This window comes from Paenibacillus praedii (assembly GCF_049725345.1).
In the GTDB taxonomy this organism is placed as follows: domain Bacteria; phylum Bacillota; class Bacilli; order Paenibacillales; family Paenibacillaceae; genus Pristimantibacillus.
Genome location: NZ_JBMWAM010000012.1, coordinates 87,239 through 109,401, shown reverse-complemented (window position 1 = coordinate 109,401; position 22,163 = coordinate 87,239). Strand labels below are relative to the sequence as shown.

Annotated in this window: 17 protein-coding genes; 3 read left to right on the top strand and 14 right to left on the bottom strand. The window is 43.0% G+C overall.

The window, feature by feature from the left end; genetic code table 11:
- Positions 1–21: 21 nt before the first annotated feature.
- The 3 genes from ACO9K6_RS13170 to ACO9K6_RS13160 form a co-directional block, all read right to left on the bottom strand.
- A complete protein-coding gene (locus tag ACO9K6_RS13170) occupies positions 22–771 on the bottom strand; it encodes an SDR family NAD(P)-dependent oxidoreductase (RefSeq protein ID WP_424768017.1) in 750 nt (249 codons plus the stop codon).
- A gap of 189 nt (positions 772–960) precedes the next feature.
- The gene (locus ACO9K6_RS13165) at positions 961–2,550 is read right to left on the bottom strand and encodes a response regulator (protein WP_424768016.1); all 1,590 of its coding nucleotides are present in this window, start codon (positions 2,548–2,550) and stop codon (positions 961–963) included.
- A 99-nt stretch (positions 2,551–2,649) separates the two neighbouring features.
- A complete protein-coding gene (locus ACO9K6_RS13160) occupies positions 2,650–4,422 on the bottom strand; it encodes a sensor histidine kinase (protein ID WP_424768015.1) in 1,773 nt (590 codons plus the stop codon).
- Between the two features lie 180 nt (positions 4,423–4,602).
- On the opposite strand from ACO9K6_RS13160, the gene ACO9K6_RS13155 reads away from it, so the two are divergent.
- Positions 4,603–5,418 carry a recombinase family protein gene (locus tag ACO9K6_RS13155; RefSeq protein WP_424768014.1) on the top strand — a complete coding sequence of 272 codons (816 nt, stop codon included), beginning with the start codon at positions 4,603–4,605 and terminating at the stop codon, positions 5,416–5,418.
- Between the two features lie 131 nt (positions 5,419–5,549).
- Here ACO9K6_RS13155 and ACO9K6_RS13150 read toward each other — a convergent pair whose 3' ends face one another.
- The 9 genes from ACO9K6_RS13150 to ACO9K6_RS13110 form a co-directional block, all read right to left on the bottom strand.
- The gene (locus ACO9K6_RS13150) at positions 5,550–5,771 is read right to left on the bottom strand and encodes a hypothetical protein (protein WP_424768013.1); all 222 of its coding nucleotides are present in this window, start codon (positions 5,769–5,771) and stop codon (positions 5,550–5,552) included.
- Positions 5,772–5,945: 174 nt separating this feature from the next.
- Entirely contained in the window at positions 5,946–6,809 is an 864-nt protein-coding gene (locus ACO9K6_RS13145) for a helix-turn-helix domain-containing protein (protein WP_424768012.1), read from the bottom strand.
- A gap of 716 nt (positions 6,810–7,525) precedes the next feature.
- Positions 7,526–8,596, bottom strand: a complete 1,071-nt coding sequence (locus ACO9K6_RS13140) for a DUF4268 domain-containing protein (RefSeq protein ID WP_424768011.1) — start codon at positions 8,594–8,596, stop codon at positions 7,526–7,528.
- A gap of 47 nt (positions 8,597–8,643) precedes the next feature.
- Positions 8,644–10,083, bottom strand: a complete 1,440-nt coding sequence (locus ACO9K6_RS13135; RefSeq protein ID WP_424768010.1) for a DUF262 domain-containing protein — start codon at positions 10,081–10,083, stop codon at positions 8,644–8,646.
- Positions 10,084–10,132: 49 nt separating this feature from the next.
- On the bottom strand, positions 10,133–13,261 hold the full coding sequence (locus ACO9K6_RS13130) for a type I restriction endonuclease subunit R (protein WP_424768009.1): 3,129 nt from the start codon (positions 13,259–13,261) through the stop codon (positions 10,133–10,135).
- A gap of 15 nt (positions 13,262–13,276) precedes the next feature.
- Positions 13,277–14,470, bottom strand: a complete 1,194-nt coding sequence (locus tag ACO9K6_RS13125) for a restriction endonuclease subunit S (RefSeq protein WP_424768008.1) — start codon at positions 14,468–14,470, stop codon at positions 13,277–13,279.
- Positions 14,467–16,035, bottom strand: a complete 1,569-nt coding sequence (locus ACO9K6_RS13120) for a type I restriction-modification system subunit M (RefSeq protein ID WP_463357672.1) — start codon at positions 16,033–16,035, stop codon at positions 14,467–14,469. Before ACO9K6_RS13120 ends, ACO9K6_RS13125 begins: the two co-directional genes overlap by 4 nt.
- Positions 16,028–16,264: a helix-turn-helix domain-containing protein gene (locus tag ACO9K6_RS13115; RefSeq protein ID WP_424768007.1), complete on the bottom strand. Its 237-nt coding sequence runs from the start codon at positions 16,262–16,264 to the stop codon at positions 16,028–16,030. The genes ACO9K6_RS13120 and ACO9K6_RS13115 overlap by 8 nt, the downstream gene beginning before the upstream one ends.
- Positions 16,265–16,282: 18 nt before the next feature.
- A complete protein-coding gene (locus ACO9K6_RS13110) occupies positions 16,283–18,622 on the bottom strand; it encodes an NACHT domain-containing protein (RefSeq protein WP_424768006.1) in 2,340 nt (779 codons plus the stop codon).
- Between the two features lie 706 nt (positions 18,623–19,328).
- Between ACO9K6_RS13110 and ACO9K6_RS13105 the strand changes: the two genes are divergently transcribed.
- Both ACO9K6_RS13105 and ACO9K6_RS13100 read left to right on the top strand, forming a co-directional pair.
- On the top strand, positions 19,329–19,844 hold the full coding sequence (locus ACO9K6_RS13105) for an RNA polymerase sigma factor (protein ID WP_424768005.1): 516 nt from the start codon (positions 19,329–19,331) through the stop codon (positions 19,842–19,844).
- Between the two features lie 113 nt (positions 19,845–19,957).
- A complete protein-coding gene (locus ACO9K6_RS13100; RefSeq protein ID WP_424768004.1) occupies positions 19,958–20,170 on the top strand; it encodes a hypothetical protein in 213 nt (70 codons plus the stop codon).
- A 524-nt stretch (positions 20,171–20,694) separates the two neighbouring features.
- On the opposite strand, the gene ACO9K6_RS13095 is transcribed toward ACO9K6_RS13100, so the two are convergent.
- Positions 20,695–21,513, bottom strand: coding sequence for a YkgJ family cysteine cluster protein (locus ACO9K6_RS13095; RefSeq protein WP_424768003.1), 819 nt, complete (start codon positions 21,511–21,513; stop codon positions 20,695–20,697).
- A gap of 282 nt (positions 21,514–21,795) precedes the next feature.
- A complete protein-coding gene (locus ACO9K6_RS13090) occupies positions 21,796–21,996 on the bottom strand; it encodes a hypothetical protein (RefSeq protein WP_424768002.1) in 201 nt (66 codons plus the stop codon).
- Between the last annotated feature and the right edge of the window lie 167 nt (positions 21,997–22,163).

The window sequence follows — 22,163 nt, the reverse complement described above, 5'->3', positions numbered from 1 at the left end:
ATGTTTTGATTGCCGCTGATTCTAGCTCGAGCTCAGACTCCATCCGCCATCTACGACGATCGTCTGGCCAGTCATGAAGTTTCCGTCACGGATAATCGCGATCGTCATATCCGCCACATCCTCCGGATAGGCAGGCCTCCCCAGAGGCGTTTTGTCGCTATATTTCTGGATATGCTCCTCTTGTCCGTCCACCCAGCGGGTAATAACGATGCCAGGCGCTACCGCATTGACCCGGACATCGGGAGCAAGAACGCGCGCGAACGACTTGGTAATGCTGATGCCTGCAGCCTTGGAGGCGGCATAAGCGATGGAACTCCCTGCTCCATTAAACCCGGCAATCGAGGTGATATTGATAATACAGCCTTTATTTTTCCTGAGCTCGTCGGCACAAGCGCGGCTCGTATGAAACATGCCCTTGACGTTCACACCCAGCGCCCTGTCCCAGTAAGCATCAAGCAGTCCGTCGAGATCTGCAAGGGGAACAAAATCGGTTGTACCCGCATTGTTGACCAAAATGTCGATCCTGCCAAACCGTGCCAGACTGGCTTGAACCATACGCACAACCTGATCGTTATCGCTGACGTCGGCTTGTGCGATCCATCCGCTCCCGCCGCAATTCTCAACCTCTGCCAAGGTCGCTTCCGCTTCTTCCCTCGACCGGGAATAATTGATCACGACATTGGCTCCTTCTCTGGCAAGCCCGAGCGCAATCGCTTTCCCGATTCCGGTCGCAGATCCGGTAATTAACGCTGTCTTTGATCGGATTTGCATACGGTCCCTCCTTTACCGTGAAGTATATTGGCTTGTGTAAACGGGGTTAACGCCAACTGCCGCCAAGCACCAATCAACTTATCAATTTATTAATTTATCAATTGGTCAACCAATTTATTTGAATTATAGCGCCTAAATTTAAGCGCTGTCAATACCTTTTTTTGAAAATATTGTTTGTTTATTTTTGCATTAATTTAATCGCATTTGATACTCAGATGGACTCATCCCCGTAATATTTTTGAAGATTCGGCTAAAATAGGCGGGATCGGAGTATCCGACCATCGATGCGACCTCTCTTACCATCAAATATTGAGAAGATTGCATAATTTTCTTGGCTATGTTCACCCGATATTGAATCAGATAATTGGCAAAGGTCTCTCCTGTATCGCGATTGAAGAGATAACTTAAATAAGGCCGGCTTAAATGCATGTCTTTGGCCAGCTTCGAAAAGGAAATCTCTTCATGATAATGCTCGTCCACATACTTCTGAATATAGCTTACATAAGAGGATTGATTTTTCTTGGCGGGACCGGATTCCGCCAGCTGTTCCATAAGTCTGCGTACATAGGCGATCAGCTCACGCTTGGTCTGGTAATTCTGAGCCTCCAACAGCGCGGAGAAATCCTTCTCCTTCCTGCCCCCGGAAACGATCAGAGCGCTTATGAGACTGGCACAGAGCATTCTGACAAAATCGAAGGAAACTGTCTCTTCCCTTGCGGTGATAAAGGACGCGATGTCCTCCCACACTCCCTTGGCTTCCTTCCACTCCTTGCGGCTGACGGCTTCGATCAGCACCTGCATATCCTTTAACGGATATTCCGTCACCCCCGAATAAGCCGTTTCCTGAATATCTTCGATGAAGTCGATACGCTTATACCCTTCGAATTCACTAAATTTCAGCACCTCTATCGACTCTTTGAACGAGCGCGAATACTCGGCAGGATGCGGATACCATCTGCCGATCGCCGCGTTCACTTCAATCTCCAGATAAGCATAGATCTGATGAATGATCTCGCTTGTAGCGCTGCGTGCGGCCTCCAGTAATTGCCCCGCATCTGGGCCGACGAATATGACCGTCATCCGGTCGTCATGGAAGGGCAGATGATAGCTTGGCTGCCAGCCGCTCAGCACCTCATGCACGATGTTTTTGACTGCAAACCGGTAGATTTTCCAATGCTTCTCGCATGTTATCTTCCCGTTATTCGACCGGAAAGCCTGCAGCGTCATGACGATACCACCCTCGAGGAAGCCAGGGTGCACGCCGTAATAATCCAGTTCCTTAACGAAGTAATCGTCAAAGCGCGTAGGCAGCGTCAACACATCATATAAAAATTTTTCTTTAAGCGATTCCATATTGGTGCGGATTTGTTGGCGGCTGCGAAGCTCAAATTCCTGCAGCATCTTCTTGGCCTGCAGCTCTTTGACGACCTCACCGATCATCGCCTCGATATCCGCATAGACGATCGGCTTTAAAATGTAACGAGTGACGCCAAGATCCACCGCTTCCTTGGCGTAAGAAAACAGATCGTACGCGCTGAGGACAAGAATCGGCAGCGACTCATCCCGCTTGCGGATTTGTCTGATCATATCAAGGCCGCTTATTCCGGACATCATAATATCCGTAATGATAATATCGGGCACATGGTCCACGAATACTTGATAGCCCGATTCACCGCTGTCCGCTGTTAGCAATTCTTCAATGCCCAACTGCTCCCAAGGCAGGAATTCGCGGAGCCCCTCAATGATTCGCTGCTCATCGTCAACAATCAAGATTTTCATCAGCTCTCACCTGCGCTTTGCTTGGTAGTCTTATTCTCTCTTATTTTCGTTTCTATGTTAATGTAATAAGGTAAGGAAAGCATGGATTAAAGTAAGGCATTAGTCCGGTTGATGGTGACCTGTGTACTCCTCCACTTTTTTTATATCGTCAATTTTCGGAAGCTTGACGGTCACTCTAACTCCTGCAGGCTTTAAGTCGCCGATCTCTACACTGTAATCCGGACCGAAGAACAATTGAATTCTCTCCCTCACATTGCGGATGCCATATCCGCCGGGCGGTTTATGATCTTTGTTCGAATTGCCGGCCTCCCCAAGCGGATTGCCGTTGTCCTCTATGCAAATAAACAGATTGTCTCCTTCCAGCTTGGTTCGAATCCATATTTCCAATGGATGACCGGGGTGATGAACCGCTTTGTTGAACCCGTGAATAAAGGCATTCTCAATGAAGGGCTGCAGTATTAATCGCGGAACGAGAAAAATTTTGTGAACGGGGGACACGTCGATTCCGATCCTTACATCGTTCTTGTACCGCTCGCTTTGCAATTCGCAGTAGAGTGCTCCGTGTTCAATTTCTTCTCCAAGCAAAATAAAGGGATGTCCCCTGCTCAAGCTGATCCGGAATAGCCTTGACAGCTTGGCGATCATGCTGACGACTTCCTCCTGTTTGTTTTGAACGACCATCCACTGGATCGTATCCAGCGTATTATACAGAAAATGAGGATTAATTTGCGTCAGCAGCGCATTCAGTTCCGCTTTGGTCTTCTGCTTGTGCTCGGACTCCAGCCGCTGCAGCAGCATATCCAGCCGCTTCGTCATCCTTTGCAGGCCGACATGCATCTGTTGAATTTCCAAGATGGAATAGTTCGTGCGTTTGAGATCAAAGCTCCCCGTCTCCACCTGCTTGAAGGATTCAAGCAATCCGGACACAACATTCGTCATTTTCTTCGATAAATAATAAGAGATGATAAAGGAGAGCAGTATGCCAATGAGGCAGATGACAATTAGAACCTTTTTGACCGAGCTAAGAGGGCTGAACAATTGTTCATGGGCAACGATCTCCATCACCCTCCATCCGACATAATTCGGCTCGGAAGAAATAACAAGGAACGAATCTCCCCTGATTTCCAGATCGTCCAATCCGCCGAAGATCTCGTCCATTATTCTCGAATCGAAATCCGCTTCCTGCTGAATCATCAATGGATCGCTAACCGGGGCAACCAGCCCGCCTGCGCTATCGATCAGAAAGTGGGATCTTATCCCCGCTTGATCCAGCACGTAGGAGAAAAGATAGGATGACTTTACATTGATTTTCAGAAAACCGGCGAACTCGTTCCTCTGATCTTTCAGTACACGGACATAGGCCAGGACCTCCGTATTTTTATCTATTATCGTAGGATCCTGATGCGCTTTCATCCAGAACCCGTTCGTATCCCCGGAGCTGACATCACTCCATCTGAAGTCGGAGAGAGGGGCGAACGGCTCGTCGCTGGACAGGTTTCGGCCCGTGTTCAGCTTATCCGTATAAATCCGGATACTGCTGAAGTTCGTGCTTGTGAATATAAAATGATTGATCACATCGGAAATATTCCGCCTGGCCCGCAAGTTCTCGAGCAAGTTGTCCTTGGTGTAGGAAAGCGCATTCAATAATACTTGATGGGAGGCGATGTTTATTCCGGTTTCTTCGACGCTTCGCATCGACAGGGTAATTTGCTTGTTGACTTCATTAAGCAATTGTCGCCGCGCATCGCTTTCTTCATCAGCGATGATTCGAGACATAGAGGAGTAGACGACGAAGACAATCGCCAGCAGATAGAACAGATTGATGGACAGGAATAGCAGCAGCAATAGCGGTCTGATACGGAGCGTTACCATGGCAGCCTCCATTTAACTATCTTTCTAAGCACATTCAAGTGCGCAAGCTTCATTACTCGCACCGGCACCCGTTATTCTCACCATAGCACAAACCGGCATGAAGATGAAGCAGTTCTATGCTCCTGCGTAGCCTTGGCCATGCGCTTGTAGGGGTTGGGTTTTCTATGTGGGCAGACGATCTTGAATTTCTTCGTAATCCGAAACGGAGCAGGCAGGGAAAAATGGCATACCAGCAACATTAACAACATCTTGCGAAATGAGAAGTACATCGGCGATGCCCTTTTGCAGAAAACATACACCACTGACTTCCTCACGAAAACGCGGGTCAAAAACTACGGACTTGTCCCGCAGTACTACGTTGAAAACAGCCATGAGGCCATTATCCCGCGTGAAATTTTCATGCAGGTGCAAGAAGAGTTGATCAGGCGGCGTGTCGTCCACACCAGCCCGAACGGGAAGAACAGAACCTTCAGCAGCAACCATTGTTTCGCTCAGATGATCATCTGCGGGGGCTGCGGAGAGGTATTCCGCAGGGTCCATTGGAACAACCGGGGCAAGAGATCCATCGTCTGGCGATGCGTTAGTCGCTTGGAGAATACCGGCTTGTTCTGCGACGCCCGGACGGTGCTGGAAGGCGACATCGAGAACGTGATGGTCGCCGCCATCAACAATACACTGAGTGGGAAGGAATCTTTCCTTGCCACCCTGCAGAATAACATCGCCACTGTCCTCAGTATGGATAACGATAAAACCTTGAGCGACATCGACGACCGCCTTGCAGAGCTGCAAACGCAGCTTATGAAGCTGGCCAACGCCAAGGTCGACTACGAGGATGTCGCCAATGAGATTTACCGCCTTCGCGATCAGAAACAAAAGGTTCAAGTGGAAAACGCAGGTCGTGATGAACAGCGCAAACGAATCGCCGATATGAGCACATTCCTGCAGGAGCAGCCCACCACCATCACCGAATATAACGAGCAGCTGGTTAACGGCTGATTGAGAAGATCACCGTCTACGAGGACAAGTTCGCCGTAGAATTCAAGTCCGGCTTGACGGTGGATGTAGAGGAATAAAAGTAAAAATGAAGCACGGCACTCTACGAGAATCTGACGTAGAGTACCCTGCTTTTATCTTATATACTGTTTCAGCCAACCAGGCATGTTAGGGTCGTCAATTGCCCAAGATTCTTCCATGCGCTCGTCTTTGTCCCAGTTGTTTTCATCACCATCAAAGAACTTCTGTCTGTGACACTTGTACTTAACAACTTCATTTCCTTCAAGTCTATACTCGTTCCAATAATAGTTCTGCTTACCATAACCCTTCCACTCGTTAGTGGTGTAAATTGTCATATACATCATCCTTTCGTTATTTGCAAATTCCGATTCATTGCCCCGACGTAAACATTAGTTTAGAAATAAGAAATACTTAAGCCAGACGCATATAGACGCCTCCCATTTTGTCGTAGCTATTGTAGTTGCTACTAGCTTCGTCTACCCGAAAATCCTCTCCACATCGAACACATTTCATGGCAAATCTCCTTCCGATTTTTTATAAGTATAATGATCGCTCTCCCAGATTACTTCTGGCTTCGAGATTAAATATAGTTCAAGTTTTTCTCTCTCGGCTTCAGTCAGCCTGTGTACGTTGGCAATACCACCATTGGGAGCCGAGACCCAAAGTTCATAGTATTTCTTATCATCCAAATCCTGGTGAATGGAAACACTGGACGGTTCACTAAGATACTTGTAGCCTTCAGGTGGATCGGTCAGTTTCTCAGTCCAGACGTATCTTGTATCAATATAGCCTCTCTTGATCGGACTACTCAGTTCAGGTATTCTCCATTCCTGTCCCTGTTTGAATGCCGACCGGATCTTTGCCCTTCTGATCCACTGTCGCACAGCTCCTGATTTCACTCCGATTGATTTAGCATACTCATCAACCGTAAGAATCTGAGCTGGGAACTCGATCGCTTTCATTATGGTATCATGACTGCAGGTTATGCTCATATTAAAGTCCACTAGCACTCCCCGTGCATGTACTAGGTATAACACCGCCCCTCTGCTACTCAAGGAATATTGGTAAGACCACCAGTCCTCCAGATGTTTGAACAGTGTAGTCAGTTCGATTTTTTCCTTAAACTTCCTGAGAAAGCTTATCTTAGTTGTCGCAAACGTCGGATCATCATCATTATTTGCAACTCTTCTTTCGATATATTTGATGTGTAGGTCTAATTTGTGAAGTACCTCTTCCTTTGACGTCATGTACTGCTGATTATATAGCTTCAGTCTGTCTTCTGATGAGAACTGGGCTTCCCACTCGTTTATACCTGCTTCGTACTGTGAGTCGTCAATATCCTCAAGACTTTCTTTTTCCTTAAATCCTTCCATTGCCCCTCCTAAAAACGTATAACCGTTCAACGTTTATATGCAATGTATCATTTACAAATCTTATTGTCAATATTTTTCGTTGAACAATTCAACGATTTTTGATAGATAAATCAGGCATCCACGGTTGGGTGCCTGTTCAGTTTCCATCTGCTAATTTCAATACATACATCCAACCTGCTTATTCGACCTCGGAAAATTCAAAAAACATCCAATCCGCTCTCTCACAAAAACCAAACATCCAACCTGCTCTGTCACCAAGCACCGACATCTAATCCGCTCTGTACGCCGATTTTCCACTGCATGGACATGTTCCCACGGATATTAAAAAAAGGGATTTCAGAGCCTCCGGATTTCAACCCGAAAACTCCAAAATCCCTTACCTACAAGGCTTTCGCAGCCTTACTCTTTTTCCCTTGACATCCATACTACGCACTCAACATGCACCGTATGCGGGAACATGTTGGTGTTGTTTGGATTCTGTATCAGTTGGTTAAAACCCCTGATATATAAGGGTTTTAACCAACTCGTGTTGTTCGTTTTGTTTGAGTTTTATTAGTTGTTGACGATGTTCGTCAACAAGGTGTCAACAACCATTAGATCTGTTCCGAGAGGAGTCGAACTGCCGTTCCCAACTTATTAATTCGATTTATCTCGTTTAAAAAATTGCTGAGAAGCCTTGTGCGCGAACCCACATTGTCGCAATTCTCCTCATAATATCAATTGGTAATTGAATCGACCTTTTCTAAAGCTGCTTTGAGTTTGTCGAACTGAGAGACTAGCCATTCGAAATGTTGAATATATAATTTAGAATTATGAACATCTGTTTCAATCGAGTGCAGAATCCTTTTTGCCGTACTCTTTTCACGGCTAGTATACCATTCAAACGGAGAGCCATAATCCTTTTCTATTTCAGCTTTCATAGAGTCCAATCGAGCAAAATCCTCTGGCCGGTAGACATACAAACCGATGCGTAGTATTTTCTGTTTCACGAGTTGGAAGAAAATAAGGTAATCCCTGCTGCCTATTGTGACATCATACCAGTCGTCAGTAGAAGGTTTACGTGAAGCTATATCTTCGCCGTGCCCATTTTCTCTGCAGTAGTTTACGAAATTGCTCCAGAAGTCGAAGCGGAGATAATGTCTGTCGGACAGTTCCCGCGTGGTTTGGATTATCGGTGTTGGAGTTGGCTCGGTTTCAGGGATTTCATCAGGTACTGTACGCCCGTCATTAATAAATGAGACATGAAGCAACTCAGCCTTTTCATTGATTCCTAATTGGAGCTGCCAACGTTTCTCCATAAAATTCAAAAGGCACAGCCCACGGTTAAAGATGTTTTGAGCTGCCCAATGTTCTTCTTGGGCAACTTCTATCTCAGAATGGGAACCGTTGATATATCCCCTTCTACCCGCCGCAGTTGGGTTCTTTTTGTCCTGGAAACTATCGTTTTGGAGCGAGGAATTAATGCTCTGGGACAACAGTAGTAAATTTCCTAGCGAAGCGGATAGTTGCTTTAATTCCTTCTCCGAAAACATCCTGTAGGTATTTCGCCAATACCATTTCGTAGGCGTTTGGGGCAGGATGTGCTCAATGGTCACCTTGTCTTTTTCAACTCGCGTGAACATACTCCAGTCGACTTTCTGAATGTTATTCTTAACAGCCTTCTCATACTCATATTCGTAAAGGAAATAGCGTAGGTCCCGCCACCCGTAGAAACCCTCTCCAGAATCAAACCGCCTGTTGGTACGTGCGGTAAAAGCTTTGATTGCAGATACCATATCATTATCCACTGTGGAATTTAAGTCCCCAGAGATCGAGACGAGAGAGACATTACCACTTAAAACATCACGAGACTTGTTGTAATATACGCTGCTTTGGTAATTTGACTGAAAGCCGCCGAGACGGAATAATACAAAATGAACCGCTCGATAGATTTGAACAGCACAATGCGCTCTTCTGGCGTTGTGTCTTTTTTCGTAGACAATGCGGCTACTACCAGCGGCCGGAAATACCCTATGCCGACACGATTCAGTTTGTCTATCCAAACCTTCTCATCATTTGAGAAATTACTGTCAAAGGGGAAGAAGCTATAATACCAATATTCAGCCAATGATTTCAGGCTATTAACATAGTCGCTAATTTCCTTTGGCGTGAGCTTACTAATAAACTGGATTTCCAACTCGGACTGAACCTCCGGTGTTTCATCGTCCTCATCAGTTTCAATATCCGACAGAAGGAAAGCATCGTCGTTTTTCTGTATTGGAGCGTGTTTCTCAAAGACATGCTTAGCAGAAAACTTTCCGAGCAAGAACCGAATGTAGTCGTCCCCACCTTTACGGGAGTAGCGGAAGTAAGTAATCCAATGAGCACGTAGAAATTCATCATCGGAAAGAGGAGCGTTTTGATTACGTCCAAGCTGATAATAAACCTCTTTCCACGCATCATTGATGTTCTTACGTAATTGCTCCTTGTCTCTTGAGTCCAGTTGTCCGTCATCGAAAAGTGTAGTGAGGTAGATAAGGCGGTTCTTCAGTAATTCAAGATTCGTCAGCTTCTTGCCGCGGTTGTTCATCGTCTCGAAAGCAACAAAAACATCATAATCATCTTCAATTTCATGAAGGTTGAACATGAGGCGTAGTGTGAGTTTCTTGTACAATGATTGAATAAAAGTCATCCCATCTGTCTCATACATTGCACGAAGGTTCTCAGCAAAAAAACTCTTAGCGTATTTCAGATTCTTAGTATAGTAAGTCTCAAAAACAGTGCCACCGAATAGCTCTTCAAAAACTTTGTATTTTAGATAGTCAGAACTTGGGTTATCCGTTTCGTATCCAAATAGATATGTTGTTACAATATTCTGGGGAGGACGCTTGCGAAATACATATTTCGCCTTAATATCCTTAAGTGATTCGTACCCAAGGAATATCTCATCATCCTGTTTATCCTTGTTATCCGGGACACTCTTAACAAAAGCGGTTATTTCATACATAAGTATAGAAAACGTAGTCAGACGTTGCTGCCCATCAACAACATGGAAAGGCTTATACCCGATATCAAGCAACCATTCATCCTCATGCCACAAGCGCGTTTCTTTGCGGCTGACCGCCTTAAGAGAAAGCAGGCCGGTATAATGATACCTATCCTCATGGAGGTTCAGTAGATCTTCCCAAAAATCAACAAGTTGTTCATGCTTCCAGGCATACCCGCGCTGGTAGTCGGGTATGCGGAATAATCTATTTTGAAAAAGTACTGATAAAGATTGGAGTTCGTTTGGCAATATGATGCCCCCTTAATAGAAGTCTCCTCGGTTTGCCTCCGATGTTGCATTACTTTGTAAATTTAGCAGATCCACCGACTCCGAAATATTTCTCGAAGAAGGTTTTTAACTTATCAATTACCGTTTGCTTTTTCAATGTACGGTTTCCACCACCAAAACGGCTCACCGGCGGCATGATTTTGTCAATATCGGTGCCTACTGTCTTTATCTCGCCTTCTCGGAAGGAGTTTTCTAAGAAAATGCGAGTTTCTTCTGGTTTCAATTTCTCATCCTGAATGAGTGCAACAAGATCCTGCTCCCGCTGCTGGGCAACAAAACCATTCCATTCAATCAGAACATCGTCCACATCATTGATTCCTGCAATAAACGTTTCAATCAATTGTTTTTTACTACGTAGTTCCGGACTTGCATCGATGGCTTTCTTTATAGTGATTAGAACTTCCTTGTCTTCGCCATGCGTATCATGATACTTCTTCACCAACATGAGGATATAGTCGATGTTAATTTCAATTTGCTTAATCAGTTCAACCTCAAACACGATATCGTCAACAATATCGGTGCTTTCGCCGTTTTCGCGTTTTCGCTTCCACTCGTCTCTCAAATCCTGATATCTACCAAGATAATCCTGCAGATCTCGCTCGGTAATAATCTCTTTTCCAGCAAATTCATCGAAGGAAGAGAGTAGATTTCGCATGCGCAAAATTGCACCGAATAAAGAGATAAAGTCTTTCTGGTTTTGCTCACCGATAATCTGCGACTCAGATATTGGGAACTTAGCGGAAAGGTCCTCAATCATATTAACATAGCCAGGCATTTGCTTATCATCAGAGATATATCCCTCGTAGTAGTCTTTAAAGCTACGCAACAGGACGATACCACCTGCATTTTCATCTCCAAACCAAGAGATGGCACTATCTACGCGTTTTTGCAGGCTACGGAAACAGACAATATTTCCAAATGTCTTAATACTGTTCAAGATGCGATTTGTGCGGCTGAAGGCTTGGATCAGTCCGTGCATCTTGAGGTTCTTATCCACCCAGAGTGTGTTTAGGGTTGTTGCATCAAAACCTGTTAGGTACATATTGACCACAATCAAGAGGTCGAGTTCCTTATTCTTCATGCGAAGGGATACATCCTTGTAATAATTCTGGAACTTGTCCGAAGAAGTGTCATATGCCGTATGGAACATCGTGTTATAGTCAAGAATTGCTTCTTCTAGGAAATCACGCGAACTCTTGTCTAGAGCAGAAGTATCCTCCGGATTCTCCTCATCAATAATGCCATCGGCTTCATCTTCATTTGGGGCATAGCTGTAGATAACAGCAATCTTCAGCTGCTTGGTTGGGTCTGCGCCCATCTGTTTGCGAAACTCATCATAGTACAACTTTGCCATCGGAACAGAAGCAACTGCAAATATTGAATTGAATCCGCTAATGCGTTGCTTTTGCTTTATCTCTTCGACAGCACCTCTCTTGGCAGACGCAACATCAGAAATGTTTGTCAGTTGACTAAATATGTAGGATTTGTCTCCGCGGTAAGTCTTTTTATCAAAGTGATCCAAAATGTATTTAGTGACAAGAGAAATGCGCTGTGGTGCCATAAATGCCTTGTCGCGATCAATGTCCCAAACCTGCTCGTCATCGATATCTCGATCAGTATCCATTGTTTTAACATAGTCCACGCGGAACGGCAAAACATTCTTATCATTGATTGCGTTCACAATGGTATATGTGTGGAGTTTATCTCCAAAGGTCTGCTCAGTAGTCAAAAGCTTTCCGTTTTTGAACGAACCCGAATTGACGGGAAAGATTGGCGTTCCGGTAAACCCAAACATATAATACTTTTTAAAGCTTTTCACGATTGCGTTATGCATATCTCCGAACTGACTGCGATGGCATTCATCAAAGATAATGACGACTTGCTTGTTATATACAGGATGCTCTTTGTTTTTCTTGATAAAGGTGGATAGTTTTTGAATTGTAGTAATGATAATATGTGTTTTTGTACTCGCCAACTGCTTTTGTAGAATAGCTGTAGAAGTATTGCTGTTGGCAGCCCCTTTCTCAAAGCGGTCATATTCCTTCATTGTCTGATAGTCGAGGTCCTTGCGGTCAACCACGAACAGTACCTTATCAATGTATGGTAGTTGGGAGGCAAGTCTTGCCGTCTTGAATGAAGTTAGGGTTTTTCCCGAACCAGTAGTATGCCAAATATAACCACCACCAGCGATGTCACCGTATTTCTTATAGTTATGAGCTATATCAATTCGATTGAGAATTCGCTCAGTGGCTGTAATTTGATATGGACGCATCACCATCAACATGTTCTCAGCGGTAAAAACGCAAAACTTTGTCAAAATATTTATGATAGTGTGCTTGGTAAAAAAGGTCTTTGTAAAGTCGATTAAATCAGAAATGACTTTGTTTTTTGCATCAGACCAAAAAGAGGTGAACTCAAAGCTATTACTGGTCTTACCCTTTTTTGCTTTACCGGAATTCGCATCCTTAATGGCATTGAAGCGTGTACTATTAGAGTAATACTTGGTGTTCGTTCCGTTGGAGATGACAAAGATTTGCACATACTCAAAGAGAGCGCACCCTGCCCAGAATGAATCACGCTGATAGCGATTTATTTGATTGAAGGCTTCACGAATGGCAACGCCTCTGCGTTTTATCTCGATATGAACCAATGGGATTCCGTTTACAAGAATGGTCACATCATAGCGATTGTCATATTTTGCGCCCTCTTCCTTGCCAATGATATATTGATTGATAACCTGGAGCCTGTTGTTATGTATATTTTTCTTATCAATCAACATGATGTTCTTTGAGAGAGCGTCATCTCGTATCAAAACCTGAACGTAGTCATCCTGGATTTTTCGAGCTTTATCTACAATACCGTCGTTTTTATTAGCAATACAGTCGGCAAAGAACCGCTCCCATTCGGTATCGGAGAATTGGTAGTTATTCAGCTCCTCCAACTTTTTGCGGAGGTTGGCAATCAAGTCCGCCTCTGTATGGATTTGCAGATATTCATAGCCTTGCTCGCAAAGTAGGCGAACAAACTCTTTTTCTAACGCCTCTTCACTCTGGTAACTATCAGAGCGTGCCTTTTCTGGTGTATATTCTGTAACAACGGTGTTTTCCGATGTCTCGGCTACAATATTAAAATAAGGCATACGTTCACCTCCTTATTATGAAAGTTCTTTAAAGGTCAAAAGTTTATCTCGATAGTATTCATATTGTTTTTTCCTTGCCTCAATTTCGTCAGGCAATCCAATTGAAAAGTCGGTGCAAATCTTATCCAATTGATCTAATTGGTCACAAAGTTTGATTTGTTTATTTATTGATGGCAATGGAATATCGAATTCTTTGAGCCATCCTGTATTAAGATTTACTTTAGCGGCACCATGAACATTTTTACGTACCTGAGCCCAAAACAAGTCAGTATTCATCCAATGTTTGAGATACCTGTTTATTACAATACCTTCATCCTTTACTCTAAGGAATCCCAAACTAACGAAAATACACAATTTTTCATCAGTATCAACGATTACCGGATGCCCTAAGTTAGAACCTACTCTTGTAAATAGCAAATCTCCTCGATGAGGTTTAGCATTTGACGTTGCCTTTTCGTAATCAGATTCTGAAATATATTTTACATTTTCAAGATTAAGGAAATCGCTCGACGTATTTTGTGCTGAAATAAACTTCACGCCTGAGTCTACATAATTGGGCGTGGCTGTGAGTCCGAGGTAAATATAACAAATATCACTAAGTTTTACAGTTTTTTCCTTTATTTGGATTAATTGCTCTCTATAGTATTCGAGCTGCGTTTTTCTCGCTGTAAGCTCTGCTGTAAGCTCTGCTGTAAGCTCTGCTGTAAGCTCCGTGAAATTGTCCAGTATACGGACAATTTCCTCCTGAACTGGCAGAGGGGGAACGGGAATAACAAACTCCTCAGTCACTTTTAATGATATCTGTGGTAAAGACCCCATACCCGACGCAGCATCTCTAAACTGCTGAATATTGTTTTTGAGAACATAATACAAATATTTTACCGAGGTTCTATTCTCGTTTGTATATGCCCACATTTCATTTTTAAACGTGAATGGCTGCTCATAAAAAACAGCGTCAATTACTCCCCTTGACTGAACTAAAACAGCAGGAACTCTTGTAATATTTGCTTGCGAAATGTCCTCCTCAAATGCATCTATTACCGTCTTTCCGCCTGCAAAGATTCTTATGTCACCATCTGGATTTTCGATTTCCTTCATTTTTCCGGCGGTTATAGGTGTCCCCTTAAGCCGAGTATATACTTCCTTAATTTTACGGTACTCCACCCCGTTCGGGCATAACTCCGTGATAAGTTCATCAAACTTGCTCATACGTCCACCTCAATCTCTTCGATGATGTTGCGTATGGCTGCACGCAGTTCGTCCTCTCGTGCCACGATTCTTTCAATCTCGGCATTCAGCTTTACAATATCCACCTTTTCACGCTTCTCCTCTGCCTCTACATAGGTAGAAACTGAAAGGCTATAATCTTTTTCGACTACTTCGTCATAGCTTGCAAGGTATGAAAAATGCTTGATTTCTTCACGGTTTGCAAAGGTGGTTACAATACGCTCAATGTTATTAGGAGTTAATTTATTGTTGTTGGTAACCTTAATACATTCGTTACTTGCATCAATAAACAGGGTCTTGTTATCGTTCTTGTTTTTCTTCATTACCATAATGCAGGTGGCAATAGTTGTACCAAAGAACAGGTTGCTTGGCAATTGAATGACGCAGTCAACATAGTTGTTATCAACTAAATATTGACGGATTTTTCGTTCTGCACCACCACGATACATAATACCAGGGAAACAAACAATTGCAGCTGTGCCGTTCGATGCAAGCCAAGAAAGCGAATGCATAATAAAAGCAAGGTCTGCTTTGCTCTTAGGTGCCAGAACTCCAGCAGGAGAAAAGCGGGGGTCATTGATAAGCAAAGGGTTCTCGTCACCCGCCCACTTAATGGAATAGGGAGGATTTGAAACGATCAGTTCAAACGGCTCATCATCCCAGTGTTGGGGGTTGGTCAGCGTATCCTCGCACTCTAAATCAAACTTATCAAATCCAATATCATGCAGGAACATATTGATACGGCAAAGGTTGTAGGTGGTAATATTAATCTCCTGACCATAGAAGCCGGTGGTAACGGCACCCTTACCGAGGAGTTTCACAGCCTTGAGAAGCAGCGAACCAGATCCGCAAGCCGGATCATATACCTTATTGATGGTTTTCTTGCCAACCGTGCCAAGGCGTGTGAGCAGTTCTGAGACGTCCGCTGGAGTAAAAAATTCGCCGCCAGATTTACCTGCATTGGATGCGTACATGGTCATTAAGTATTCATAAGCATCTCCAAAAGCATCAAAATCGTGGTCCTTGACAGAACCGAGATTCATCGCTGCGATACCATCGAGAAGTTTTGTAAGTCTTTCATTTCTCTTTGCAACAGTGCTGCCGAGCTTGTTGCTATTGACATCGAAGTCATCAAAAAGACCAGCAAAACTATTTTCAGATGCTCTGCCCTTTGCAGACTCTTCAATGTTATTGAATACACGCTCTAGTGTTTCATTCAGATTGTCATCAAGCATCGCCTTAGCTCTGACATTGCAGAAGAGTTCGCTTGGTAATATAAAGAACCCCTTTTCCTGCACCAAGTCAGCACGCGCTTCTTCGGCATCTTTATCTGTCAATCTTGCATAATCAAAGTCGGTGTTTCCTGCCTCAATCTCGCCTTCGTTGATATATGCGGTCAGATTTTCCGAAATATATCGGTAGAACATAGTCCCAAGCACATAATTCTTAAAGTCCCATCCGTCTACTGCACCACGCAGATCATCTGCGATTGCCCAAATGGCGCGGTGTAATTCTTCGCGCTCTTTCTCTTTTTTCATATCATTCATGATTTGTACCCTCCAATATATTTTTCTTATCTACGTCAGCGCTGGCGCCGCTCTCAATCCAAGAGTCAACTTCTGTAATCCTGAATTTATACTGTCTTCCTACTTTGTGGAAGGGAATTGTATCCTTTTTAATCCATGCCCTAATGGTATCCTTGCTACAGCCCACGTGCTTTGATATTTCCTCAAGGCTTAACCACCGTTCTGTGTCATTTAGTCTATTATTTATCATGACCAATAAGCTCCCTCCCTAGGAATCAGTACCATATTTTTTAATTAGCTCTTCATAATATCCTTTTACTTTGCAGTAAGCTTTCCAAACATCTTCTTCCGGCGTTTTTAAGATATTGATTAAAGCGCTGTAGGTTTCCGGTGCTTCAAGTAATTTATCAAAGTCAACTTTATATTCGTATCCAAAGCATACGAGATGCTGATCATCATCACGAACATAATTCTCCACCGCATGCGTTCTCTCATATACTTGCAAATCGTTTGTATCCTGCCGCAGCAATCTACGAGGAATGATTTTCTTTTTCCCATCAAGCGAGTCGAAATAGTGCTCTCCAAATACCCCTGACGTCATAAATTCTGGATAGTCAAGTGCATATTCAAGGACAGCCAAACACAAAAAGCCGGAAATATCCAGCTGCCGTAGCAGTATTGAAAAAATTATACTTGATGGTTCTGTGATAATGGGTTTCAACGGAATCCACTCAGCGCTATTTTTTGATGCATGTACGGCAACCATATCAGTGTCAATCACCTGGTATTCGAACTCTTTATACCCATATCGCAGGAAAGATACAAATTCTACAATTTCAGATTTACCATTGAAAATATTATGTAGGAATGGTTTAAGAAAATACCTTTCAAACTTTTCCGATGAAAACTCGTTTAGCATTTCAAATGCATCATATCCATCAAAATCAGTTACGGACACATCCCAAAGAGTACGTCCAAGGGTTTCCAATTCTTCAGGAGCAGCTGAAAAATAGTGCTGAGCAAATAGGTACTCCTGAAAACCAGGGTCAATGTACAAAAGCTTTATATCCTCTTCATACATCATACAGGCCGTTGCGCAAGCATCATGGATGAAATTCTTACTCGTCATGATTTTTGGGTTTTCAAGTGTATATTTAGTAACCAGATTATTAAAGTACTCATCGAATGTATCGAGGTCGAACTCCGCTTCATTCTTTATGTATGTCGTGGCACAAAACTCCCTGAATACCTTTGTGAACTCCTCGGCATTTTGTGCACTCCTAAATACTCGTGAATAACCTTTTTTCTCCTCATCGTGTCCATATACAATCGCGTCATACACAGCTCTGTAGAATAATCTCTTTTTTCCTCGAATGGGATCTACAATCGGATATTTCATGATGACGAAAGTCAACAGCATTGGATTCGATGCAAAAACCTTATGCTTTTGGAGGTATTCACCCTCTATGTAATTTGTGATCTCATTCCTTATGGTCTCGTCTTCAGAATCCGCAAAAAAATTATTAATTAAGGTAGACGACTGTTCTCTGTTAAACGGGCGAAGGTGTAGTTTAGAGAATCCCTTGACAGCCTTTATTATGTCACACTCTCTCGATGCCACTACATACTGGTTATAAGGATATCTATCAGCAAGTTCAGAAATTTGTCGTTGAAAGGCATTCACATCCGAAGGGTCAATCTCATCGGCACCATCCATCAGGATTTGGAATTTACCAGATGACATCAGTTCTTCTACCTTTTTACTAGTCAAAGTTCTATCAAATGTCCCGGCCGTCTTTACAATATAATCGTTAAATAGATCGTTGTTTTCACTGAAGTCACGAAGTTCGATCATGATAGGAAGCAGACCTGTTTGCAGATGCTTATGGATGGATTCGAGGAATAGATGCTGAAGCATCATCGATTTACCCATTCCTCCGTTTGCAACAAGAATGACTTTCTTTGAGTACTCTGAAATCAAGTCAAGATTCGCGTTCAGGATAGTTTTTTCTTGAGTTCTACTGTGTCTATTCCTCGTGGCTGTAAGTCGACTGCTTAATATATTACAAACATAAACATCTTCTAATAAACGCTCTTCTCCATCCGAGAAGGGCGTTTCTGTTTTTTCATACTTTGATTTTGTTCTATTTGCATAATCGGGGAAAGAAATTATATGGGCGTCTGGCTTGTAAAAATGCTCGGCTACATCATCAGCATTACCGTTACCCTGGGCAATCGCATAAAACTGTTTAGCTAAAGCATAGGCAAAGAGACGTTTATCTGGGTCTTCACCTTCTCGCAATTCAATCTTGAAGCTGATCATGACATTACGTAGTACGCTATCGTTCAGGTCCTTTGAAATTTTATCAATAAAACCATCTTCGTTAAAGCGGGAGACAATTATGCCCCAAAGTCCATTTTCTGGGTTCCGTGTACCATCAAACCATTTACCGTAAGTACTACTCGATGTTGGTAAGTGTTCATAGCTATCCTCAAGCAGTGCAGCTTTCATGAAGTATTCCGGTATCTTTTCTTTGGATTTATGCCCAATAATGCCACAAGAGTTTCTACTTATATAAAATTTTGAGAAAAAATCCGTATATCTCAATCTAGCATCCCTCTCATATCCGTTGAATATGCTTGTCCAAATTGTCGGAGTAATGTCCGAGTCTGTCCGAATAATGTCCAAACCCCAGTCGACGAAGATAGAAACCTAATTTTCTATACTTAGCTTGTAAGGGAGGACACGAACTGTAGCATTCGACAAGCAAGCTTGAGCTCACACTGAACTTGATTCAGTTCAATTTATTCATACTTAATCACACTCAATTATACAAGACGCCTACAACTTTACAAGACTAACTAATATGGCGCCTATCAAATGCATTAAGCCTACAGCTTTTCATTTGTACAAGACCACATGTTAAAAGGATAATCACCCGGTTAATTCCTGGTTGATATAAATGGTCCGCAATTGACCTGAAAACTACGAGAATATCAATGCCTTAGGGCAACTGATATTGCCATAATCTCAGAACCCCAGAACCTCACAAAGGCAAGGGAAACCTGTCCGTAGGAGCCGCGGATTATATGGCTCTGGAAATATATCACATCGCTGAGATGGCCATGAGGCGGTGGAGGTTACATAGAAGTTTCGTGATCGGTGATAAAGACCGTTTCCGAAGCTCCGATGTGCCACCACCTTAGTTTCGTGCGCCCATTTTCGGCGAAACAGGGTCTGTGTCCATCGGATGCAGACCCTTCTTTTGTTTCCTCCGCCGCTGAAGTCTCAGCAAATTCCAGGAGGAAATCAAATGAAAAGCAATGACAATCAGCAGACAAACATTCAACGTTACATCGAAATCGAAGGCCAGCTAGTCCCTGCTTCTGAAGAAGTCTACCGTGCTTACAAACGTCCGGCTTGGGCAGAGCATAAACGCAAGGAACGAGAGATGCGCTGCCTAGATGATAAGGGCAATCGTTGCACCAAAAGCTGCCGTGTATGCGACTTAGAACGTGCGGGAAAAGGACTCCCGCCACTAGAGCGGACAAGTAGTGTCCTTTCATTGGAGAAGTTTACTGAAGATGGCTTTGAAGCAGCCGATGCAGTCGATATCGTTGAGCTAGTAGCGGACAAGCTCCTGCTCGAAGAATTGTTCACGGCCCTGGAGGAATTGGACCCGGACAACCGCAGGATCATGAACCTCTTCGGTATCGGCAAATCCGAGCGGGAAATTGCTGATGACATTGGGCTGTCACAGAAAGCAATAAATAAGAGGAAAACGAAGTTGTTTGCCCAGCTGAGAGAACGATTAAAAATTATTCGCTAGTTTCGGTACTCAAAATATCCTCATCTGTCCTTTGGATGGTGAGGGGGTTAAATCCCTATCATTCATGTTTCAGGTTCTATATTAGATCGCCCCAGGAAAGGAGAGAAACCCTAATGAATATTCTTCATGATATCATCCAGTGGTTCATAGATAACGTAGATACTATTCAGCAAGTTCATAATAATACAGTGGACGAGCTGATAAGATACTGCGAATTGTATGTAGCGTACCGTCAAGTTCGTGAAATCCATCAAGCGCCCAGCGCACCCGGCCAAAAGAACGTGGATTATTCTGTAAAAGACGTCAACAGCAACGACAAGGCTTAAGTACGCGACTGTAATCTGTCAATTATTCATTCCGCTGAACCTTAAAACTATTGGTGGCTTGTGGATCTAATAACTCTGTGAGTCACCGATTACGCTTTATCCTAGCAGCAATCTAAATTGTTACGCCCTGCTCCTTCAAACAAATAGATCAATACCTATGAAAATAAAATTTGTATAGATTAATCGGAAACATACGATCCGGTTCTTCCTTCATTAGCTGATCAACATATGGACAATGCTTAGGATTAGACTTATCAGTAGGCTTGTGCTTTTCTAGCTCTTCTAGACCTTGAAGAAATAATGAGCACCCCTTCGAGGGATCTTTAAAAGCATGACAATTACCTGCATGGAAATAAGAACTTACTGATTTACCCTTTAAATCGAAATCACTAACTCTAACCCTTAATTTTTTGAGGTCGAAGTAATAATCCCACTCATCTTTATTCAGCTTCATATAATTATTGATCCGATTTCTGTTTATGAAGATAATCTTTCCATGCCCCATACAGTAACTCCCTTGTAAATTACTTCTTCATAGCCGCTGCCTTTTTAAGCTGCATCGAATTGCTTTCTTGGATCGACATATCTAGATTGTGTCGGTTTATAACCGTTGGCTTTGTAGGATTAAATCGCTGCATCGAAGCAAAAGTATAAATACCGTAAAATAGGGGCATTTTCCTAATATAAAGCGAACCCTGCTTAGTTGTGACGTTGACTATTTCCTCGTAATTTGTCTGTAAGTCAGTCGCATCTGGTGTAGTATCATTATTTTTTAATCGACTCGGGATATATTCACATACTGTGCTCTCTATAGAATTCAGCTTCTCATCTAACTTAAAATGAGTAGTTCCATGCGTTCTACAAACCATAGGGCGTTTATTATAGACCGAACATTTTCCACTTTCCTGATCTAGAAGCGGGCATGGGAAGCTTGTTCTAGTTTTACCACCCTTAAATGACTTGAACTTACTTAAGTCGCCTTCATAATCAAGTTGGGTCTGGATTGCATTATCTAAATCTGGATGTTCCGATTGAAAAGCCCGGACATTATCCATCACTTTTTTATATAGGTTAATAATTTCCTGCTCAGTCCACGTAGTATGAATCTCATCCATGATTATCTCAAGTTCAACCTCTGAGACAGTAAAGAAATCGCTACAACAATTATTACATCCCGAGAAACACTGGTGGGAATTATCAGTATGCTTAAAGTATGTTCTAACTGTAGTTTCAACTTGATCATAGAGTTCGAATAGATGTGCCGCACGACTGTCAGAAGCGACCCGATGACAATTTTTCGAAGCCTTCCCGCTTCCACAGAAGCAACGTTCTTTCTTAGCCATAAACTACCTCCAACAAGTATGATATCCGCCTGTAAATATTCGCCAAAATATGACTAATTTCCTCCTCCTTTAGGGTGGTAGCCCTATCCCTATAAAAACTTAACCCCAATTAAAAAGCAAAGAGTCGAGCAGCAATCTGCTCGACCCCATTAATTACCGAAGAATTCCTTCTCCAATATTTCAACGACTTCACTTATAGGTATCACCCATAAAAACCCTGCTTCTGTAATCGAAACGGAATTTCAATATCTTCTCTTTGGTAAGAATAAGCAAATGAACCACTCATCCCACAAAATCGGGCAGTGGGTGACCTGTTTGACCAAATTCATTAGTCCCATCCAAATCTTCCATTAATACTATTCTATGCGATGATTCATCAACTCGATCAAAAAAGGTCGTATAAGGTGTCGTTGTCATATCGACTACGATTGCATCATAATCCACGTCGGTTTCTTCTTTTGAGATACCCGTATAACTCCCCAAACTCGCTCCACCATTGCACTCTTAGCGATCTGTATTACCTCTCACCAACAAAGCCACCGATTCTACGTGAACGGTATGCGGATTGCGCCGCGGCTCCGTTTGAATCTGTTATAGTCCGCCGAACCCTTCACTTTACTGGGTTTTTGTTGTTCGTATTGTGTTCTATT

Bases quoted from the DNA above. Each gene is read 5' to 3' on its own strand.
- ACO9K6_RS13095 (WP_424768003.1), bottom strand. From the start codon at position 21,513: ATGGCTAAGAAAGAACGTTGCTTCTGTGGAAGCGGGAAGGCTTCGAAA.
- ACO9K6_RS13105 (WP_424768005.1), top strand. From the start codon at position 19,329: ATGAAAAGCAATGACAATCAGCAGACAAACATTCAACGTTACATCGAA.
- ACO9K6_RS13115 (WP_424768007.1), bottom strand. From the start codon at position 16,264: ATGATAAATAATAGACTAAATGACACAGAACGGTGGTTAAGCCTTGAG.
- ACO9K6_RS13100 (WP_424768004.1), top strand. From the start codon at position 19,958: ATGAATATTCTTCATGATATCATCCAGTGGTTCATAGATAACGTAGAT.
- ACO9K6_RS13145 (WP_424768012.1), bottom strand. From the start codon at position 6,809: ATGGAAGGATTTAAGGAAAAAGAAAGTCTTGAGGATATTGACGACTCA.
- ACO9K6_RS13170 (WP_424768017.1), bottom strand. From the start codon at position 771: ATGCAAATCCGATCAAAGACAGCGTTAATTACCGGATCTGCGACCGGA.
- ACO9K6_RS13125 (WP_424768008.1), bottom strand. From the start codon at position 14,470: ATGAGCAAGTTTGATGAACTTATCACGGAGTTATGCCCGAACGGGGTG.
- ACO9K6_RS13160 (WP_424768015.1), bottom strand. From the start codon at position 4,422: ATGGTAACGCTCCGTATCAGACCGCTATTGCTGCTGCTATTCCTGTCC.
- ACO9K6_RS13130 (WP_424768009.1), bottom strand. From the start codon at position 13,261: ATGCCTTATTTTAATATTGTAGCCGAGACATCGGAAAACACCGTTGTT.
- ACO9K6_RS13150 (WP_424768013.1), bottom strand. From the start codon at position 5,771: ATGACAATTTACACCACTAACGAGTGGAAGGGTTATGGTAAGCAGAAC.
- ACO9K6_RS13165 (WP_424768016.1), bottom strand. From the start codon at position 2,550: ATGAAAATCTTGATTGTTGACGATGAGCAGCGAATCATTGAGGGGCTC.
- ACO9K6_RS13120 (WP_463357672.1), bottom strand. From the start codon at position 16,035: ATGAATGATATGAAAAAAGAGAAAGAGCGCGAAGAATTACACCGCGCC.